General features: G+C 67.6%; 18 protein-coding genes. 7 read left to right on the top strand and 11 right to left on the bottom strand.

The genetic code is table 11. The annotated features are described in order from the left end of the window. Nucleotides 1-90 precede the first annotated feature (90 nt). The 5 genes from B0E52_RS10775 to B0E52_RS10755 form a co-directional block, all read right to left on the bottom strand. Nucleotides 91-684 (bottom strand): 2'-5' RNA ligase family protein, encoded by a 594-nt coding sequence (locus B0E52_RS10775; protein WP_077483837.1) that lies wholly within the window; start codon nt 682-684, stop codon nt 91-93. 420 nt (nt 685-1,104) lie between these two features. Continuing rightward, nucleotides 1,105-1,953: a DUF3014 domain-containing protein gene (locus B0E52_RS10770; RefSeq protein WP_254426769.1), complete on the bottom strand. Its 849-nt coding sequence runs from the start codon at nt 1,951-1,953 to the stop codon at nt 1,105-1,107. Between the two features lie 68 nt (nt 1,954-2,021). Beyond that, complete coding sequence (locus tag B0E52_RS10765) at nt 2,022-2,783, bottom strand: ABC transporter permease (RefSeq protein WP_077483835.1); 762 nt, start codon at nt 2,781-2,783, stop codon at nt 2,022-2,024. Beyond that, entirely contained in the window at nt 2,780-3,730 is a 951-nt protein-coding gene (locus B0E52_RS10760) for an ABC transporter ATP-binding protein (RefSeq protein WP_254426768.1), read from the bottom strand. The genes B0E52_RS10765 and B0E52_RS10760 overlap by 4 nt, the downstream gene beginning before the upstream one ends. Before the next feature lie 77 nt (nt 3,731-3,807). Then, entirely contained in the window at nt 3,808-5,025 is a 1,218-nt protein-coding gene (locus B0E52_RS10755) for a multidrug effflux MFS transporter (protein ID WP_077483833.1), read from the bottom strand. 253 nt (nt 5,026-5,278) lie between these two features. Here B0E52_RS10755 and B0E52_RS10750 point away from each other — a divergent pair, with 253 nt between their 5' ends. Both B0E52_RS10750 and B0E52_RS10745 read left to right on the top strand, forming a co-directional pair. Next, nucleotides 5,279-5,743, top strand: coding sequence for an SRPBCC family protein (locus B0E52_RS10750; RefSeq protein WP_077483832.1), 465 nt, complete (start codon nt 5,279-5,281; stop codon nt 5,741-5,743). A gap of 7 nt (nt 5,744-5,750) precedes the next feature. After that, entirely contained in the window at nt 5,751-6,080 is a 330-nt protein-coding gene (locus B0E52_RS10745) for a metalloregulator ArsR/SmtB family transcription factor (RefSeq protein ID WP_077483831.1), read from the top strand. A gap of 16 nt (nt 6,081-6,096) precedes the next feature. Here the strand turns inward: B0E52_RS10745 and B0E52_RS10740 are convergent, their stop codons facing one another. Further along, complete coding sequence (locus tag B0E52_RS10740; RefSeq protein ID WP_077483830.1) at nt 6,097-6,459, bottom strand: YciI family protein; 363 nt, start codon at nt 6,457-6,459, stop codon at nt 6,097-6,099. Between the two features lie 253 nt (nt 6,460-6,712). Here B0E52_RS10740 and B0E52_RS10735 point away from each other — a divergent pair, with 253 nt between their 5' ends. The 3 genes from B0E52_RS10735 to B0E52_RS10725 all read left to right on the top strand — a co-directional run bounded on the left by B0E52_RS10735 (nt 6,713) and on the right by B0E52_RS10725 (nt 8,157). Further along, nucleotides 6,713-7,360 carry a dihydrofolate reductase family protein gene (locus B0E52_RS10735; RefSeq protein ID WP_077483829.1) on the top strand — a complete coding sequence of 216 codons (648 nt, stop codon included), beginning with the start codon at nt 6,713-6,715 and terminating at the stop codon, nt 7,358-7,360. A 130-nt stretch (nt 7,361-7,490) separates the two neighbouring features. After that, nucleotides 7,491-7,919 carry a hypothetical protein gene (locus B0E52_RS10730; RefSeq protein WP_077483828.1) on the top strand — a complete coding sequence of 143 codons (429 nt, stop codon included), beginning with the start codon at nt 7,491-7,493 and terminating at the stop codon, nt 7,917-7,919. A gap of 16 nt (nt 7,920-7,935) precedes the next feature. Then, the gene (locus tag B0E52_RS10725) at nt 7,936-8,157 is read left to right on the top strand and encodes a helix-turn-helix transcriptional regulator (RefSeq protein ID WP_343124503.1); all 222 of its coding nucleotides are present in this window, start codon (nt 7,936-7,938) and stop codon (nt 8,155-8,157) included. Nucleotides 8,158-8,167: 10 nt separating this feature from the next. Here B0E52_RS10725 and B0E52_RS10720 read toward each other — a convergent pair whose 3' ends face one another. Next, complete coding sequence (locus B0E52_RS10720; RefSeq protein WP_077483826.1) at nt 8,168-10,120, bottom strand: M61 family metallopeptidase; 1,953 nt, start codon at nt 10,118-10,120, stop codon at nt 8,168-8,170. Nucleotides 10,121-10,249: 129 nt separating this feature from the next. Between B0E52_RS10720 and B0E52_RS10715 the strand changes: the two genes are divergently transcribed. Next, nucleotides 10,250-10,792 carry a DUF924 family protein gene (locus B0E52_RS10715; RefSeq protein ID WP_077483825.1) on the top strand — a complete coding sequence of 181 codons (543 nt, stop codon included), beginning with the start codon at nt 10,250-10,252 and terminating at the stop codon, nt 10,790-10,792. A gap of 96 nt (nt 10,793-10,888) precedes the next feature. Here B0E52_RS10715 and B0E52_RS10710 read toward each other — a convergent pair whose 3' ends face one another. The 4 genes from B0E52_RS10710 to B0E52_RS10695 form a co-directional block, all read right to left on the bottom strand. Continuing rightward, nucleotides 10,889-13,150 carry a thiamine pyrophosphate-dependent enzyme gene (locus B0E52_RS10710; protein WP_077483824.1) on the bottom strand — a complete coding sequence of 754 codons (2,262 nt, stop codon included), beginning with the start codon at nt 13,148-13,150 and terminating at the stop codon, nt 10,889-10,891. 47 nt (nt 13,151-13,197) lie between these two features. Next, complete coding sequence (locus B0E52_RS10705) at nt 13,198-13,674, bottom strand: hypothetical protein (protein WP_254426766.1); 477 nt, start codon at nt 13,672-13,674, stop codon at nt 13,198-13,200. Further along, nucleotides 13,671-14,213: a GNAT family N-acetyltransferase gene (locus B0E52_RS10700; protein WP_077483822.1), complete on the bottom strand. Its 543-nt coding sequence runs from the start codon at nt 14,211-14,213 to the stop codon at nt 13,671-13,673. The genes B0E52_RS10705 and B0E52_RS10700 overlap by 4 nt, the downstream gene beginning before the upstream one ends. Before the next feature lie 191 nt (nt 14,214-14,404). Continuing rightward, the gene (locus B0E52_RS10695; protein ID WP_077483821.1) at nt 14,405-15,577 is read right to left on the bottom strand and encodes an acyl-CoA dehydrogenase family protein; all 1,173 of its coding nucleotides are present in this window, start codon (nt 15,575-15,577) and stop codon (nt 14,405-14,407) included. Nucleotides 15,578-15,702: 125 nt separating this feature from the next. Between B0E52_RS10695 and B0E52_RS10690 the strand changes: the two genes are divergently transcribed. Then, nucleotides 15,703-16,578 carry a DMT family transporter gene (locus tag B0E52_RS10690; RefSeq protein WP_077483820.1) on the top strand — a complete coding sequence of 292 codons (876 nt, stop codon included), beginning with the start codon at nt 15,703-15,705 and terminating at the stop codon, nt 16,576-16,578. Nucleotides 16,579-16,595 lie beyond the last annotated feature (17 nt).

Here is a 16,595-nt window from a genome sequence, read left to right as displayed (position 1 = left end):
TCTGCCAGCCACGCAGGCGCTGCGCCACGCACTACCACCTGGCGGCCATGGCAAGGCAACGCGGGCTATGTGGAGGCCGTGAACAGGCTCTTAGTCCCGCAAGGGCCAGCTCGCCAGCGTGCGGTAATCGTGCTGTCCGACCACGCTCTGGATCAGCGCGACCCCGCTCACCCGCCAATGCACGGGTTCGACCTCCGCCTCCGGCAGCAACTCGCGGCCGTAGGCCAGCGTGACGTGCGGCACGAAGCGGTTCTCCAGCCGCAGTCCCGGCACCGTGCGCAACAAGGCTTCGCGCCAGCGCGCCCACAAGGCCTGCAAGGGCTCGGACGACGCGCTGCCGCACAGCACCCGCGGCAGACGGCGCCCGTGGAAGCTGCGCACGCGGTCCAACGTCCAGTCGAAGGCCGGGCCCTGCAGCAGGCCGGCGATGTGCTCCGTCGCCGCGACGAGGTCGGGTCGCGGCGACGGATGATCGCCCAGGAAGTGCACCGTGGCGTGGTAGCGCAGCGGATCGATCCAGCCGGAGGACGGCCCCTGCTCCGCGCGCAGCGTGGCCGCCCTTTGCGCGAACTGGGTGCGCACAGGTTCGTCCGGCAACAGCGCCAGAAACAGGCGGTGGACGACCGTGGCGGGAGCGTGCTCGCCGCCGAACAAGTCATGCTGCGATGCGTGCGGGTGATTCATGGGGTGCTCGTCGCCGGGGATGCCGATTCTGTCTGCCTGCAGCGCACTTTCCACAGCTTGCGCTCATCCACAAGGCCGGTGCCGGCTCATGCACCGCAGCATGCCATGGTGCCCACAGTCGGCGACCGGCAATTGTGCAGGTCACGTGAATACGATTAAAGTGCTCCCGACGGTCGCACAGGGGCGACCGAGGGGTGAAGCATGCACATGCCGCTGACCCGCTCCGCAGTGGAACGCGGAGCATTGAGGGTCGCAGGGATGCTCGCCGGAAAGACTCCCGTGGTACCGACACCGCAGCGTCCGCCCGTGACGGCGCCCACGCTGGTGTCATGGCGTTCTGAAACACACTCGCGCCGCGCCGACGAGGATGCGCGGCGCGCGCAGTCGTGCGAGGTCGACTGAGTTCGACGGAGCGGCTCGTCAATGCACCGGTGCGGTCGACGGCGGCCGTGCCGTCAGCAGGTCGCGGATCGTGTGCAGCTTCGCCTTGAGTTCGGCCTCGTTCGCCGGCCCCAGCCGCAGCATCAGCTTCTGCCCCACCGACAGCGATTCCAGCGCGGGATCGACGTAGACGTAGCGCCCCTTCTCCAGCTGCAGCGCGGGCGGCTGCGCCGGCGTGGGCGCGGCGAGCATGTCGTCGATCGCCACGATCAGCCGGTCGTTGAAATAACTCTTGGGGTAACCCAGCTCGCGCCAGGCCTGCTGGAACAGCGGATAGCTGTGCACGTACCACGCCACCAGCGCCTGCGGGTCGGCGTGCTGCACGATGGCCATGTAGGGCGCGTAGCGCGCGGCGTTGCGCGCGTCGGTGGTGAGGATGCCCTGGGTCTCGCCGGTCCGGAACGCACCACGTGGCGTGCTCAGCGGCAGGATGAAGCTGCTGCCCAGTTCGTGCCGCGGCAATGCGTCGACGGTGGCCACGATGTGGTTCACGACGGATTGCGGCAATAGCAGGTCCTTCAGTCCGTCGCCGCCCAGCGCGACCAGCGCCGAACGCACGCTGGCGTCGCTGTCGCCCAGCGCGGGCAGCGGTGCGGTGGAAGCGGGCGCCGGTACGGCAGCCTGCGCGATCGGGTGCTGGATGCCGGCCGCCGGGGTTGGCGCCGTCGTGCTCGCGGCAGTGGCCGCAGTAGATGCCGATGCCGGCCCGGCGCCCGCATTCGGCTGCGTGGCACGCCATGCCACCCAGGCACCCGCCACGACGATGACCGCCACCACGATCACCGCCGGTACCCAGCCGCTGCTGCCCGATTTGCGCCGGTATGTCACCATTCACCTCCGAGCCATCGTCGCGATCCGGATTCGACTCGCGCGCGGCCGAATCGTTCCGTGCCGCCTCAGACCTTCAACTTGTAGCCGGTACGGAAGATCCACCATACCGCGGCCAGGCACAGTGCGAGGAAGGCCAGCGTGGCTGCGAGGCTGATGCCCACGCTGACGTCGGCCAGATCGAAGAAGCTCCAGCGGAAACCCGAGATCAGGTACACCACCGGATTGAACAGCGTCACCTTCTGCCAGAACGGCGGCAGCATGTGGATGGAGTAGAAACTGCCGCCGAGGAAGGTCAGCGGCGTGATCACCATCAGCGGCACCACCTGCAGCTTCTCGAAGTTGTCCGCCCAGATGCCGATAATGAAGCCGAGCAGGCTGAAGGTGATCGTGGTGAGCAGCAGGAAGGCGATCATCACCAGCGGATGCGCGATCGAGTAGTCCACGAAGACGCGCGCCGTGGCCAGAATGATGAGCCCCACGATGACCGCCTTGGTGGCGGCCGCGCCCACATAGCCAAGCACGATCTCCAGGAACGACAGCGGCGCGGAGTGCACCTCGTAGATGGTGCCCACGAACTTCGGAAAGTAGATGCCGAAGGAGGCGTTGGAGACGCTCTGCATCAGCAGCGACAGCATCACCAGGCCGGGGATGATGAAAGCCGCGTAGCTGACCCCTTCCACGCTGGTGATGCGCGAGCCGATCGCCGAGCCGAACACCACGAAATAGAGCGAGGTGGAGACCACCGGCGAGGCGATGCTCTGCATCAGTGTGCGCCCGGTGCGGGCCATTTCGAAACGGTAGATCGCGCGGATGCCGTACCAGTTCATGCGCCCTCCTTCAGCAACTGCAAAAAGATCTGCTCCAGCGTGTCCTGCCGCGTGCTCAGGTCGCGGAAGCGGACGCCGGCCGCGGCGAGGTCGGCCAGCAGCGCGGTGATGCCGGTGCGCTCGCCTTGCGTGTCGTAGTTGTAGACCAGCTCGTTGCCGCCCGCGGCCAGTTCCAGCCGGTGCGGCGCCAGCGCATCGGGCACCACGTCCAGCGGATCATGCAATTGCAGGCGCAGCTGCTTGCGGCCGAGCTTGTGCATCAGCGCGGCCTTCTCTTCCACCACGATCAGCTCGCCCTTGTTGATCACGCCGACGCGGTCGGCCATCTCCTCGGCCTCCTCGATGTAGTGCGTGGTGAGCACGATGGTGACGCCGCTCTCGCGCAGCCGCCGCACCATCGCCCACATGTCGCGGCGCAACTCCACGTCCACGCCCGCGGTGGGCTCGTCGAGGAACAGCAACCGCGGCTCGTGCGACAGCGCCTTGGCGATCATCACGCGACGCTTCATGCCGCCGGAGAGCATCAGCATCTTGTTGTCGCGCTTGTCCCACAGCGACAGTTCCTTCAGCAGCCGCTCGATGTAGGCGTCGTCCGGCGCCTTGCCGAACAGGCCGCGGCTGAAACGCACCGTGTTCCACACCGTCTCGAACGCGTCGGTCTTCAGCTCCTGCGGCACCAGGCCGACCAGCGAGCGGCTGGCCCGCCAGTCGCGCACGATGTCGTGGCCATCCACCTCGATGCTGCCGGCGCCGAGGTTGACGATGCCGCAGATGATGCTGATCAGCGTGGTCTTGCCCGCGCCGTTCGGGCCGAGCAGCGCGAAGATCTCGCCGCGGCGGATCGCGAGGTCGATGTCCTTCAACGCCTGGAAGCCGCCCGGATACACCTTGTCCAGCCCGCGCACGACGAGGATGTCGTCGCTCGCCATCTGTGCCACTGCATTCATGCGTACCTCCGCGTTCAACAGGTGAAAGTTTCAGCTGTTTCTTCAGCTCGTCATTCCGGCCTGCGCCGGAATGACAGTCACGCCTGCTCCACCGCCACGCCATCCATGGTGGGCTCGTCGTCCCGGCGCAGCGTAACCCGCGCCAGCAGGAACGCGACCACCGAACAGCCGGCGATGCCACCCACCATCGGCAAGGCGCTGCCGTCGAGGAAACGCCCCACCACCGCGATCACCGCCGCGCCAGTCACGAACTGCAGCGTGCCCATCAGCGCCGAGGCGGTCCCCGCGATCGGGCCGTGCCGGTCCAGCGCCAGCACCGCGGTGGTCGGGATCACCAGGCCGAGGAACCCGTAGCCCACGAACAGCAGCGCCATCAGCAGGTCGAGCCGGTCCATGCCCGCGGCGACCAGGCCGAACAACGCCAGCATCGTCGCGGCGTAGCCCGTCACCGCGCTGCGCACCACCCGACGCAGGCCGTAACGCTCGCCCAGCCGGCCGGTGAACTGCGCCGCGCCAATGAAGGACACTGCATTCACCGAGAACGCCAGGCTGTACTGCGTCGGCGTGAGCCCGTAGTGCTCGATCAGCACGAAGGAGGAGTTGGCGAGGTAGGTGAAGAAGCTGGAAATGCCGAAGGCGCCGATGAACACCAGCCCCAGGAAGTGGCGATCGCGCAGCAGCGTGCGGTAGGAAACCAGCGCCGAGCGCAGGCTGCTTTCCACCCGCTGCGCCCTGGTGCGCGTCTCCTTCAGCACGAACACCGCCAGCGCGAGACCCAGCACCGCCGCAGCCGCCACCACCCAGAAGATGCCGCGCCAGCTCGCCAGGCGGATCACCAGGCTGCCGGTCAGCGGCGCCAGGATCGGCGACACGCTGAACACCAGCATCAGCAGAGCCATCAGCCGCGCCGCCTCGGTGCCGGTGTGCATGTCGCGCACGATCGCGCGCGGGATCACCATGCCGGCGCAGGCACCCAGCCCCTGCACGAAACGGCAGGCGATCAGGCTGTGGATGTCCGGCGCCAGCGCGCAACCGATGCTGGCCACGGCGAAGAGGCACAGGCCGAAATAGATCGGTGGCTTGCGCCCCAGCATGTCCGACACCGGTCCATAGATCACCTGGCCCGCCGCGATCGCCGCGAAGAACGCCATCAGGCTCATCTGCGCCGCGTCCACGTCGGTGTGCAGACCGCGCTGGATGCCGGGCAGCGCGGGCAGGTACATGTCGATGGCGAACGGGCCGACGGCCGACAGCAGGCCAAGCACCAGCGCCGTACCGAACAGGCGGGACGTCATGGCAGAACCTCGATGGAGATGCGGGAACCGGAGCCGAAAGCGCCCCGTGGACAAGGCGCCTCAATGTGGCGCGGTCGGGATCGGCAATACTAAACCTATTGGTTCTGAAATCAACCCGTCCCGCGCAAAACATTCCTGACCTCCGCGCACGAACCCGCCGTCGCCCAATCACGCAACCGGAAAGTTGCATTTCATCATGCCCGGCGTAACATGCAACCGGACAGTTGCCCAATCCCACAGCGGAGACCACTCCATGAATAGCGGCAGCAGCGACCGCATCGAGCGGCAGATCCTCCTCGCGGCCCCGCGTGGCAAGGTCTGGCGTGCCTTGATCGACGCCGAATCCTTCGGCGACTGGTTCGGCGTGAACCTCAAGGGTCAGTGCTTCGTCGCCGGCGAAACTGCCCGCGGCCACATCACCTACCCCGGCTACGAACACCTGGTGTGCGAGATGCAGATCGAACGGATCGAACCCGAGCACCTGTTCGCGTATCGCTGGCACCCCTACGCGGTCGACCCCTCGGCGGACTATTCGCGGGAACCGACCACGTTGGTGGAATTCGCGCTGGAAGAGCATGCCGACGGCATCCTGCTGCGCCTCGTCGAATCCGGTTTCGAGCGCATCCCGCTGGCGCGCCGTGCCGAAGCCTTCCGCATGAACAGCGGCGGCTGGGACGAGCAGATGCAGAACATCCGCAACTACCTGGCCCGGCCCTGAGCGCGCCATGCCGAAGCAACCTGCCTGGCAGAAGAGCGCACCGGTGTTCGCCGCACTCGGCGATCCGACGCGGCTGCGCCTGCTCGCCGCACTGTGCGCCGGCGGCGCACTGTCGATCGCGCAGCTCACCGCCGGCACCGCGATCACCCGCCAGGCCGTCACCAAGCACCTGCAGGTGCTGGCGGATGCCGGACTGGTGCGCGACGACTGGCAGGGACGCGAGCGGCTCTGGGAACTGGAACCGTCGCGGCTGGCCGAGGCGCGCCGCGCGCTGGACGCGATCGCGGCGCAGTGGGACCAGGCACTGGCGCGCCTGAAGCGCCTCGTCGAGAGCTGACGCGGCGCAGGATCGCTCACGCCGCTTCGCTGCAGTCCTCCATCAGCTGGCGCACTTCGCACTCGATCTCCCACTCGTCGCCGTGCACGTCCAGGAAGCGGCGGGTGAGCGCCAGCGCCTCGTCCATCGAGGCGGCCTGCAGCATCGCGTAGCCGCCGATCACCTCCTTCGCCTCGGTGAACGGGCCGTCGATCACCGTCTGCCGGCCCCGCGACAAACGCACGCGCTTGCCCTCGACCGTGGGCCGCAGGCCGGCGGTATCCAGCAGCGAACCAGCCGCCGTCATCTCGGCCATCAATTTGCCCATGTCCTCCATCAGCTGTGCGCTGGGCTGCTGGCCGGCGCGCTCGTTGATCCGAATCATCGAAAGGAATCGCATCGTGTCTCTCCCGTGAGTGGCGACGCCGCGTGGAATGCGGCATTCGGCTGGACGACGAACGGTGCAGCGACAGATCGACAAACGGGGCGCGTCGGAAAGCCGGAGCGCGTCGGAGTCGCGCCCCATCGCGCCAACCCGGCATCGCGGGCCGGCGTCCTGGCGGCCCACCCTCGCGCGCCATGAGTCCGCTGCTTTGCATACGGGAAGCCGCGCGCGGTACAAGATGCGCTGGACATCGACCAAGGGCACCCCCATGAGCAAGGTTCGCGTCGCCGGTTTCTCGCTGTCGCTCGACGGTTTCGGCGCAGGCGTCGAGCAGAGCCTGGACGATCCGCTGGGCAAACGCGGCAAGGAGCTGTTCCAGTGGTACTTCGGCACCCGCACGTTCCACGCGATGACCGGCCAGCCCGGCGGCAAGGAGGACGTGGACGACGCCTGGGCGGTGCGCGCCATGGCTGGCTTCGGCGCCTTCATCCTTGGCCGCAACATGTTCGGCCCGCAGCGCGGACCGTGGCCGGACGATGGCTGGAAAGGCTGGTGGGGCGAGGACCCGCCTTACCACGCGCCTACCTTCGTGCTCACCCATCACCCGCGTGAACCGATCCCGATGGCGGGCGGCACCACCTTCCATTTCGTCACCGAAGGCATCGAGGCGGCACTGGCGCAGGCGCGTGCTGCGGCCGGCGACAAGGACGTGAAGATCGGTGGCGGCGTGAGCACGGTGCGCCAGTACCTGCAGGCGGGCCTGGTGGACGAGCTGCATTTCGCGATCTCCCCGGTGGTGCTGGGTCGGGGCGAGGCCTTGTTCGCGGGGCTGGACCTGCCGGCGCTGGGCTTCCGCGTGGTCGAGCACGTGGCCACGCCCGCGGCCACCCATGTGACGCTTGCCCGTCACGTCTGAGCTTGAGCCGATCACAAACCGCGCGCACCGGCCGACGACCTTCAGCCGCAGCGGAAAGGTTATTTATCTTGACATGATGTAAAAAATATTGAACATTACGTTCAACACAGCGAACTCAAGGGGAAGCATCATGTCGTCGCTGGAAAAACGCGCCTGGCTGACCTTGTGGAGCCAGTGCCCGCCTTACCTCGTCTATTTCCTGATCCAGGCCGTCTGGCCGAACTGGCTGACCACGTTCCAGCAGCGCATCGCCTGCCTCGCCGTCGTCGCCGGCGTGCACGCCATCGCTTACGTGGCCGGCCTGCTGTGGATGAAGCGGCGGGAGCGCGGCGAGCCGCTGCTGCTGGACGAGCGCGACCGCGCCATCGACGCACGCGCCACCCGCACCGCCTACTTCGTGATGCTGACCGGCATGATCGTGGTCGGCGTGGTGATGCCCTTCAGCGACAGCGGCTGGAAGCTCACCAACACCGCGCTGTTCGCGATCGTGCTGGCCGAGACGGTGCGCTACGCGCTGATCGTGGCGGGCTACCGCGGGACGCCGCGCCTTGCCCACTGAGTCGCTCACCAACGAAGTGCGCCTGCTGCGCTTCCTCGCGCAGGACATGACCCAGGCCGAACTGGGCCGGCGCGTGGGCCTCACGCGCCAGACCATCGCCGCGATCGAACAGTGCCGCTACTCGCCCTCGCTGGAAGTGGCGTTCCAGATTGCCGACGTGTTCGGCAAGCGGCTGGACGAGGTGTTCCACTGGAACCCCGCTGGCGTCGAGACCGCGAAGCGCGTCTCGACGCCGTGAGAGCGCGGCCCTACTTCCGCGCCGCGATGATCTGGTCGAGGTAGTCCGGCGTGCCGGAGATGCGCTCCAGGTGCGGGTACTGCAGGCCGCCGTGGTAGTCCACCGGCACGGTCTGCAGGTTGCCCTGATATTTCAGCAGCAGTTGGATCGGTGCGTTGCCCGCCTTGGCGGCGATGATCGCCTCCTTCAGCGCATCGCTGGTATACGCCTGCCCGTTCACCGCCACCACCGTCGCGCCGGTGCTGACGCCGGCCTTGAAGGCGGGGCCGTTCCAGCGCACGTCGTTGATCTCGCCGCCCTTGGTGAGCGTGAGGCCGATCGACCAGGCGAAGTTGAAGATGTGGCGCGAGGACTCCGGCCGGCTGTTGTACTGCTTCTCGTAGGCGCTGGGCGTATCGGTGTAGACCAGCTTCCAGCCGGAGGCAGCCAAACCGCTCAGCAGCGGCGGATTCAGGGCGTCGACGCGGGCGCGCAGGAAGCTGGACCAGTCGTACTTTTCCACGCCGTTCAAGGCCGCCACCACGTCGTCGAAGGTATAGGTCCTGGTGACGTAGCTGCCGTTGTCCAAGCCGAAGAAGGCCTTGGCGAAATCGTCCAGCGACTGCTTGCCGTGGCTGAGTTCGCGCAGCTTGGCGTCCACCGCCAGCCACATCATCTGGCCGCCGCTGTAGTAGTCCTCGCTCATCTGCCAGCTGCGGTAGGGCAGCGCCGAGCGGTGCGCGGCGGTGGCGTCGTTGGTGGTGTCCTCCAGCGTGCGCCACCGGAAACCGGGGCGGTTGCGTTCGTAGTTCGCCGCCGTCATCGCCAGCGCGTCGCGGAACTGCTGCGGCGTCCACAAGCCGGCGCGCGCGGTGAGCACGAAGCCCCAGTACTGGGTCTGGCCCTCGTACACCCACAGCAGGGAGTCGCCCATCGGCACGTTGAAGTTCGGCGTCCACAGATCCGCCGGGCGGCGGAACTTACCGTTCCACGAGTGCACGTACTCGTGCGCCAGGAGGTCGCGGTTCGGCGCGTTGCCGGCCCAGGCGGTGAAGTAGTCCGCGCCCATGCCGTCCTCGCTGGACTGGTGGTGCTCCAGGCCGTTGCCGGCCAACTCGTCCGAAAGCGAGAACAGGAAGTCGTAGTGGTCGTAGTGGTGCGAGCCGAACAGCTTCAGCGCCTGCGTCACCAGGGCGCGGTGCTCCTTCAGCTGATCCGGCGTCATCTCAAGATACTTCGGCGCGTCGGCCACGATATCCAGATGCACCGGCGCCTTGCCGCCGGGATTCAGGTCCACGCGCTTGAAGTACTGGCCCGCGTACATCGGCGAATCGACCAGGGTGTTGTACGTGACCGGCTTGAACGTGGTGCTGGCGCCCGACTGCGACGACGCCTCCAGCGCGCTGCCGAACTGCCAGCCCTGCGGCAAGGTCACGCTGGGCACGACGCGGATGTCGCGGGTATAGTGCCCGGCCGGATACAGCGACACCTTGTCCCATTCCAGCATCAGCATGCGGTCGGTCATCTCGTAGCCGCCGCGGCGCGGCGAGAGGTACTGGAAGTCCGCATCGAGGCTGGTCGCGCCCGCGGGCACGTCGAGGTGGAAGGCGTAGACGTCGTACTTGTCGCGCGTCCACGCCACCGGCTTGCCGTTCGCGCTGAGCTTCAGGCCTGCCAGCATCGCCACGGGGCCGCTGGGCGAGTGGTTGCCCGGGATCCATTCCGGATACAGCAGGGTCAGCTTGCCGGCTTCGACCGGGATCGTCTCGTGCACGCGGAAGATGCCCTGCCGCGTATCGCTGGCGTCGACATGCACCGCGATCGTGCCGGGATACGGCGTGTCCTGCGGCGCCGGCACCTGCGCGCTGCGCGAGACCTGGGCGTAGGCGGAACCGCCGGCCAACGCCAGCGACACGGCCAAGGCGAGGCGCGCCACGACATGGCTACGGACTGGTTGCGGACGCGCGAACGTGGCGATGGGCATGGCGGCACCTGTGGTCGGGTCGAGGAATTTCTTCAACTTAGCACCTGGTGCGCGCCGCGCGAGGGTGACGACTGGCACAGGCCGGCGCTGTGCGACCATGTCCTGCTTCCATCCAGCAAGGCATTCGCGATGACCGAACCTGTCCAACCTCATGAACTCGTCCGCTTCTGGCACGAAGCCGGTCCCGACAAGTGGTTCGACAAGAACGAGGCGTTCGATCACGAGTTCACCACGCGCTTTCTCGACGCCCACATGGCCGCCGCACGGCGCGAGCTGGATCACTGGCAGCGCGAGGCCGACAGCGCGCTGGCGCTGCTGATCCTGCTCGACCAGTTCCCGCGCAACGCCTTCCGCGGCACGGCGCACATGTTCGCCACCGATGCGCTGGCGCTGTCGTTCGCGCGCGAAGCCGTGGCGCGCGGCCACGACTGCGCCGTCGATCCGGCGCTGCGCGTGTTCTTCTACCTGCCGTTCGAACACAGCGAGGCGCTGGCCGACCAGGATCGCGCGATGGGGCTGTGCGAGGATCTGGACGGCTACGCGAAATACGCCCATATCCACCGCGAGGTGGTCGCCCGCTTCGGCCGCTTCCCGCACCGCAATGCCGTGTTGGGTCGGGAGACCACGGCCGAGGAGCAGGCGTTCCTCGACGAAGGCGGCTTTGCCGGTTGAGCGAGATTTCGGTAGGAGCGCACCCTGTGCGCGAATGCTTTTGCTCCGATCAGCGCCAGGGCATTCGCGCACAGGGTGCGTTCCTGCAGCGAAGCGTCAGGCGAGCTTGCGCGCCGCGGCCACCACGTCCGCCTCGCCGGGCAGCACGAGGAACGCCGCGCCCGCCAGCGGGGTGAAGGTGTCGGCGCCGACCACGCGCTCCAGCGGCGTGGCGCCGAGACCCGCCTCGACGATGGCAGTGATCACGCCCTCGCCCACGCCGGCGCTCTTGCGGCCTTCGTCCAGCACGATGATGCGCTTGGCGCTCTTCGCCTGCGCCGCGATGAAGGCATCGTTGAGCGGCGCCAGCCAGCGCAGGTCGACCACGCGCACCTTCCACTTCAATTCCTTCTCGATCGTGCGCGCGGCGCGCAGCGCCATCGGCACGCCGTTGCCGAAGGTGAACACCACCAGATCCTTCGCCTTGTCGTCGTAGACGCGGCCTTCGCCCAAGAGCATCGCCTCGCCCGGCGCGGGATAGGCGAACTGCCACGCACCGTCGCCGGCTTCGTACAGGTCCTTGGCCATGTACAGCGCGATGGGTTCGAGGAAGGCGCAGACGCGGCCGTCCACCTTGGCCAGTGCGGCGAGCGTGCGCAGCATCATCGCAGCGTCGTCGCCGCGCGAGGGGCAACCCACGACGAGGCCGGGAATATCGCGCAGCGCGGTGATCGAATTGTCGTTGTGGAAGTGGCCACCGAAGCCGCGCTGGTAGCCCAGCGAAGCGACGCGCATCACCAGCGGGTTGCGGTACTGGTCGTTGGAGAAGAACTGCAGGCTGGCCGCCTCGCCGCGGATCTGGTCGCCGGCGTTGTGGAAATAGGCGAGATACTGGATCTCGGGAATCGGCAGCATGCCCATGTTGGCGTAACCCTGGGCGAGGCCCAGGATGACCGTCTCGTCCAGCAAGGTGTTGAACACGCGCGTGTTCTTGAACGCCTTGTGCAGGCCCTTGGTGACCGTATACACGCCGCCCTTCTGCGCCACGTCCTCGCCGAACAGCAGCGACTCGGGGTACTTGGCCATGATGTCGTGCAGCGCCTGGCCGATCTGGATGGCCAGATGCCGCGGCGGCTGGTTTTCCGGCAGTTTTTCCGCACTACCGAAGGCCTTGAGGCGCGCGTCCGCATAATCGCTGCGCTCGGCCTCGGCCTTCACTTTCGCGGGGGTATACGGCGCCAGCGGCTTCATCACCTCGGCCAGCGTGGTGATGCGCGGGCGGCGATCCGCGTCTTCGGCGGCGGCGAAGCAACGCTTGCGCGTCGCTTCATAGAGCGCCAGCAGCGCGTCCTTCGAATACAGCCCCGACTCCAGCGCGATTGCCGCCGAGCGCAGCAACGGATCGGTGGCTTCCAGCGCCACCAGTTCCTCGATGCTGCGCCACTCGATCTCGAAATCGGTGCCGGCATGACCCATCAGGCGGGTGGTGCGCAGGTGCAGGAACGTCGGCCGGCGCGTGCCGCGGCAATGCTCCACCGCACGCTGCACCTGGGCGTAGCCTTCGGCGAGGTCGAGGCCGTCGGCGTAGAAATAATCGAGGTTGGAGCGCGACTGGAAGTTGCTGGCGACCCAGCCGGTCGGCGTCTTCACCGAGATGCCGATGCCGTTGTCCTCGCACACGAACAGTACCGGTGCGGGCAGCTTCTGGTAAGCCGTCCACGCCGCCGCGTTGAACGCGGTCTGCGCGGTGGCGTGGTTGCTGGACGCATCGCCGAACGAGCAGATCGCGATGGAATCCTCCGGCACCGGCAGCGTGTGGCCGATGCGCCGCGCGTGGTCGATGGCGATGGCGGTGCCCAGCGCCTTGGGCAGGTGCGAGGCGATGGTCGAGGTCTGCGGCAGCACCCACAGCGGCTTGCTGCCCCACACCTTGTGGCGACCGCCCGAAGCCGGATCTTCCGCGCTGGCGGCGAAGGACAGCGCCGAATCCATCACCGGGTCCATGCCCGGCAGCTTGCGGAAACGCTCGGCCATGAAGCCGCCTGAGCGGTAGTGCAGGAACGCCGGATCGGTATGGCGCGTGAGCCGCGCCACCATCGCGTTGCCTTCGTGGCCCGAGGAACCGATCGTGTAGAACACCTTGTTCTGCACGCGCAGCACGCGCGCCATCAGGTCGAGGTGGCGCGAGATCAGCTGCGATTCCAGCAGATCGCGAAAATCCCGCGCATCCAGCGCGCTGCCCGGCAGCACCGGCGCATCGTCGCGCGGCGCGGCGCGCACCTCGCCCCGCCACTCGCCGACGAACTCGGTGAAGTTCTGGTCGACGATCTCGGCGCGGTTGAAGCCCTTGTGGCGGGCGGCGATGGGGGTGGCGGACATGGTGGGGTGTTTCCGTAGCGGGAAGCCGCGGTGCGGCGAAAGGAGGATTATCGATCGGGCGAGTGCACGGCCGCCAGCAAGGCGGCGCGCTGCAGATCCTTGGGCCGGGCGAAACCCTGCAGGATGCGCACCTGTTCGGCCGGCGCGGGAATCGGCACCGCGATGCCGTCGCAGTCCACCAGCACTGTCTCGCGCACCTGTACCGGCCGCCAGCCCTGCAGACCATTCAGTTCCAGCCCACCCATCAGTTCCAGCGGCAGACCGGGAAAACGGAAGCGCGCGAAGCGCGAGCGGAAGCGATCCGCGCCGGTGGCGGGCAGGTACGCGGCATCGCGCCGGTCGTGCCACAGCGCGATCAGCGCCTCGGCATCGCGCACGCTGGTCAGCACGTCGAGATCGGCAACGCTGACCTCGGCGCCGGCCAGCGCGGCAGCGGCGCTGCCGATCACCGTCCACGGGTCGCGGCAATGGCGCTCAAGATCCGGTGCGGCCGCTGCCAGCGCTTCGCGCAACGCCGGGTTCATGCGCGACGGCGCTGCCATTGCTCGCGTGTCTGGCCCCAGATCTCGATGGGCGCATCCTCGAACGGCGCGGGCAGCTTGCCGGGGCCGCGCAGGGTCGAACCCAAACGCTGCGCCAATTTCTGGGAGGCGTGGTTGCCGGGGTCGATGGAATGGATCATCTCGCTCCAGCCCAGATGGGCGAAGGCCCAGTCGGCGGCCGCCACGGTTCCTTCGTAGGCATAGCCCTTGCCCCAGGCCATGCGCGCCAGGCCCCAGCCGATCTCGGTACCGGGCCAGCCTTCCGGCCGCCAGGGGCCGAGCCGCCCAATCCACTGGCCGCTGGCCTTCTCTATCACCGAGAACATGGAGAAACCCTGGATCACCCAAGCGCCGGCCGAAGCCAGGAAACCGCGCCAGGCCACGGCGCGCGCCTGCGCACCACCGATAAAGCGGGCACCTTCGGCATCGGCCATCTTCTCTGCATACGCGTCGAAGTCCTCGATGCGCGGCGGGCGCAGGATCAGGCGTTCGGTTTCGATGCAGATGTCTTGCCAGCTCATCGTTCACTTCCGGCGTGACGGTTCGAGCCCTCTCCCCCCGAACCTGTTCGGGGAGAGGGTTGGGTGAGGGGGAAAGCTTTCATGCAAGACCGCCCCCCTCACCCCAACCCTCTCCCCCAATGGCTACGCCGTTGGGGGAGAGGGAGTCAACGGAGCTGCCCCCTGCTCCACTCTTCAATCGAGGAAGGCAGTCAGAACGCGTTGATGCCGGTCAGCTCACGCCCAACCACCAGCTCGTGCACCGTCTCGGTGCCCTCGTAGGTGATCACCGATTCCAGGTTCAGCGCGTGGCGGATCGCACCGTGTTCGGTGGTGATGCCGGCGCCGCCGAGGATGTCGCGGCACTGGCGCGCGATGTCGATCGCCATGCGGCAGTTGTTCCACTTCGCCAGCGAGACCTGGGTGGGCTGCATCTTGCCGGCGTCCTTCAGACGACCCAGCTGCAGCGAGAGCAGCTGCGCGGTGGTGATGCGGCGAGCCATGTCGGCGAGCTTGAGCTGAATCGCCTGGTTCGAAGCCAGGGGGCGGCCGAACAGCACGCGCTCCGCGGTGTAGTCGATGACTTCCTTGAGGCAGGCCTGCGCGGCGCCGATCGGGCCCCAGGTGATGCCGTAACGGGCCTGGGTGAGGCAGCCCAGCGGGCCCTTGAGGCCCTTCACGTTCGGCAGGCGGTTCGCATCGGGCACGCGCACGTTGTCGAGGAACAGCGCGCTGGTGACCGAGGCGCGCAGGCTCATCTTCTTGTGGATCTGCTGGGCGGTGAAGCCCTTGGTATCCGTGGGCACGATGAAGCCCTGGATGCCGTCGTCGGTCTGCGCCCACACCACGGCGACCTGCGCGAGGTTGCCGTTGGTGATCCACATCTTGGCGCCGTTGATGACCCAGTCGCCGCCATCCTTCTTCGCGTGGGTCTTCATGTTGGCCGGGTCGGAGCCGCCGTGCGGCTCGGTGAGGCCGAAGCAGCCGATGATCTCGCCCGCCGCCATCTGCGGCAGGTATTCCATGCGCTGCTCTTCGCTGCCGTAGGCGTAGATCGGATACATCACCAGCGAGCTCTGCACCGAGGCGAAGCTGCGCAGGCCCGAGTCGCCGCGCTCCAGCTCCTGGCAGATCAGGCCGTAACTGACGCCGCTCATGCCCGCGCAACCGTACTTCTCCGGAATCGTGGCGCCGAGCAGGCCGAGGCTGGCGATCTCGGGGATCAGCTCGCTCGGGAAGCGCGCCTGGTCGAAGCAGTCGCCGATGATCGGCAGCACCTTCTCGTCGACGAAGCGACCGACGGTGTCCTGCACCATGCGCTCCTCGTCGGAAAGCAGCGAGCGGACGTCGTACAGGTCGAGCGGATTCAGGCGGGCGGCAGCCATGGGCGTTCCATTGACGGACAGGAAACCCCGGATTCTACCCGGCGCGCCCCATGCCGGTCATGGCCGGGCGCAGCAGGCGCGTCGTGCGATCATGCGAACCCGTCCCCTCCCGCCACGGAAAACCCATGCTCAAGGGTGTGCTGCTGGGCTTCGCCAGCTTCGCGGCCTTCGCCATCAGCGACGCCTTCGTGAAGGCCTTGCACGGCAGCGTGCCGCCGTACGAATCGGTATGCATCGGCGCCGCGCTGGGCCTGGTCGCCCTGCCTTTCCTCATGGACAAGGGCGACCGCTGGCACGAGGTGTTCGCCGCGCGCCGCCCGAAGCTGTGGTGGGTACGCGCGCTGGCCGGCGCGGTGGGCAACATCGCCTCGGTCACCGCGTTCACCCTGTTGCCGATGGCCGAGGTGTTCTCGATGATCTTCCTCATGCCGATCTTCGTGACCATCCTCTCGGTGCTGCTGCTGAAGGAGCACGTGGGCTGGCGTCGCTGGACCGCGGTGTTCGTGGGCTTCGCCGGCGTACTGGTGGTGCTGCGCCCCGGTTTCCGCCACCTGGGGTTGGGCCACTTCGCCGCGATCGCCTGCGGCATCGCCGCGGCGGGTTCGGTGGTGGCGCTGCGCATGGCCGGCGCCGAGGAAAAACGCATCAGCCTATATGGCGCCGGCATCATCGGCCCGCTGGTGGCCGGCGGCGTGCTGATGCTGCCGCACTTCATGTGGCCGAACCTGGCGCAATGGGGCCTGCTCGCCGGCTACGGCCTGCTCGCGGGGCTGGCCAGCGTGCTCTTGATGTACGCCACCCGGCTCGCCCACGCCAACCGCGTGGCTCCCACCCAGTACAGCCAGATGCTGTGGGCGATCGCCTTCGGCTACTGGCTGTTCGGCGACAAGCTCGACTGGCCGATGGGGGTCGGCATCGTGCTGATCCTCGGCGCTGGACTGTTCACCCTGGTGCGCGAGGAGCGGGTCACCTCGTGGTGGAAGCGCACCAAACTCGTTTGATACCCCCGCATCCCTCC

The organism is Rhodanobacter sp. C06, from assembly GCF_002001105.1.
GTDB lineage: Bacteria > Pseudomonadota > Gammaproteobacteria > Xanthomonadales > Rhodanobacteraceae > Rhodanobacter_A.
Note: the sequence above shows the minus strand (reverse complement) of the source record. Positions and strands in the feature narration are given on the sequence as shown.

Bases quoted from the DNA above. Each gene is read 5' to 3' on its own strand.
- B0E52_RS10775 (WP_077483837.1), bottom strand. From the start codon at position 684: ATGAATCACCCGCACGCATCGCAGCATGACTTGTTCGGCGGCGAGCAC.
- B0E52_RS10765 (WP_077483835.1), bottom strand. From the start codon at position 2,783: ATGAACTGGTACGGCATCCGCGCGATCTACCGTTTCGAAATGGCCCGC.
- B0E52_RS10760 (WP_254426768.1), bottom strand. From the start codon at position 3,730: ATGAATGCAGTGGCACAGATGGCGAGCGACGACATCCTCGTCGTGCGC.
- B0E52_RS10755 (WP_077483833.1), bottom strand. From the start codon at position 5,025: ATGACGTCCCGCCTGTTCGGTACGGCGCTGGTGCTTGGCCTGCTGTCG.
- B0E52_RS10750 (WP_077483832.1), top strand. From the start codon at position 5,279: ATGAATAGCGGCAGCAGCGACCGCATCGAGCGGCAGATCCTCCTCGCG.
- B0E52_RS10745 (WP_077483831.1), top strand. From the start codon at position 5,751: ATGCCGAAGCAACCTGCCTGGCAGAAGAGCGCACCGGTGTTCGCCGCA.
- B0E52_RS10740 (WP_077483830.1), bottom strand. From the start codon at position 6,459: ATGCGATTCCTTTCGATGATTCGGATCAACGAGCGCGCCGGCCAGCAG.
- B0E52_RS10735 (WP_077483829.1), top strand. From the start codon at position 6,713: ATGAGCAAGGTTCGCGTCGCCGGTTTCTCGCTGTCGCTCGACGGTTTC.
- B0E52_RS10730 (WP_077483828.1), top strand. From the start codon at position 7,491: ATGTCGTCGCTGGAAAAACGCGCCTGGCTGACCTTGTGGAGCCAGTGC.
- B0E52_RS10720 (WP_077483826.1), bottom strand. From the start codon at position 10,120: ATGCCCATCGCCACGTTCGCGCGTCCGCAACCAGTCCGTAGCCATGTC.
- B0E52_RS10715 (WP_077483825.1), top strand. From the start codon at position 10,250: ATGACCGAACCTGTCCAACCTCATGAACTCGTCCGCTTCTGGCACGAA.
- B0E52_RS10710 (WP_077483824.1), bottom strand. From the start codon at position 13,150: ATGTCCGCCACCCCCATCGCCGCCCGCCACAAGGGCTTCAACCGCGCC.
- B0E52_RS10705 (WP_254426766.1), bottom strand. From the start codon at position 13,674: ATGAACCCGGCGTTGCGCGAAGCGCTGGCAGCGGCCGCACCGGATCTT.
- B0E52_RS10700 (WP_077483822.1), bottom strand. From the start codon at position 14,213: ATGAGCTGGCAAGACATCTGCATCGAAACCGAACGCCTGATCCTGCGC.
- B0E52_RS10695 (WP_077483821.1), bottom strand. From the start codon at position 15,577: ATGGCTGCCGCCCGCCTGAATCCGCTCGACCTGTACGACGTCCGCTCG.
- B0E52_RS10690 (WP_077483820.1), top strand. From the start codon at position 15,703: ATGCTCAAGGGTGTGCTGCTGGGCTTCGCCAGCTTCGCGGCCTTCGCC.